Source organism: Pseudomonas sp. HY7a-MNA-CIBAN-0227 (assembly GCF_040310325.1).
Lineage (GTDB): Bacteria > Pseudomonadota > Gammaproteobacteria > Pseudomonadales > Pseudomonadaceae > Aquipseudomonas.
In genome coordinates this window covers 1-266 of the sequence record NZ_JBEOPT010000167.1, presented here as the reverse complement: position 1 = coordinate 266, position 266 = coordinate 1, and the positions used below count along the sequence as shown (strand labels likewise).

Below are 266 nucleotides of genomic sequence, written 5' to 3'. Positions count from 1 at the left end.
ATACTATAGAGTGTCGATATCTTTGCAGCGCCAAAGCCTTGCTCCTCAACATAAGCAATATACCCTTGCCGATCTATTGCTGGCATGCGGGCTGTCAGCGGATTGTTCGTCATTATATTAACAGCAGCATTGGGTGCGGTCATGTTCGGCAATGTCTGACAACCTGTTAGGACCATCCCCGTTAAAAAAGTGATAGCCGTTATGACGATTATTTTATTTAGGTAATGTACATTACTATTCGGTTTCAAAACAATCGGTTTTAACAT

General features: G+C 41.7%; 1 protein-coding gene. It reads right to left on the bottom strand.

From position 1 onward, the window contains the following. On the bottom strand, positions 1-266 hold a 266-nt coding region (locus tag AAEZ06_RS27435; RefSeq protein WP_350617264.1), incomplete at both ends, for a hypothetical protein.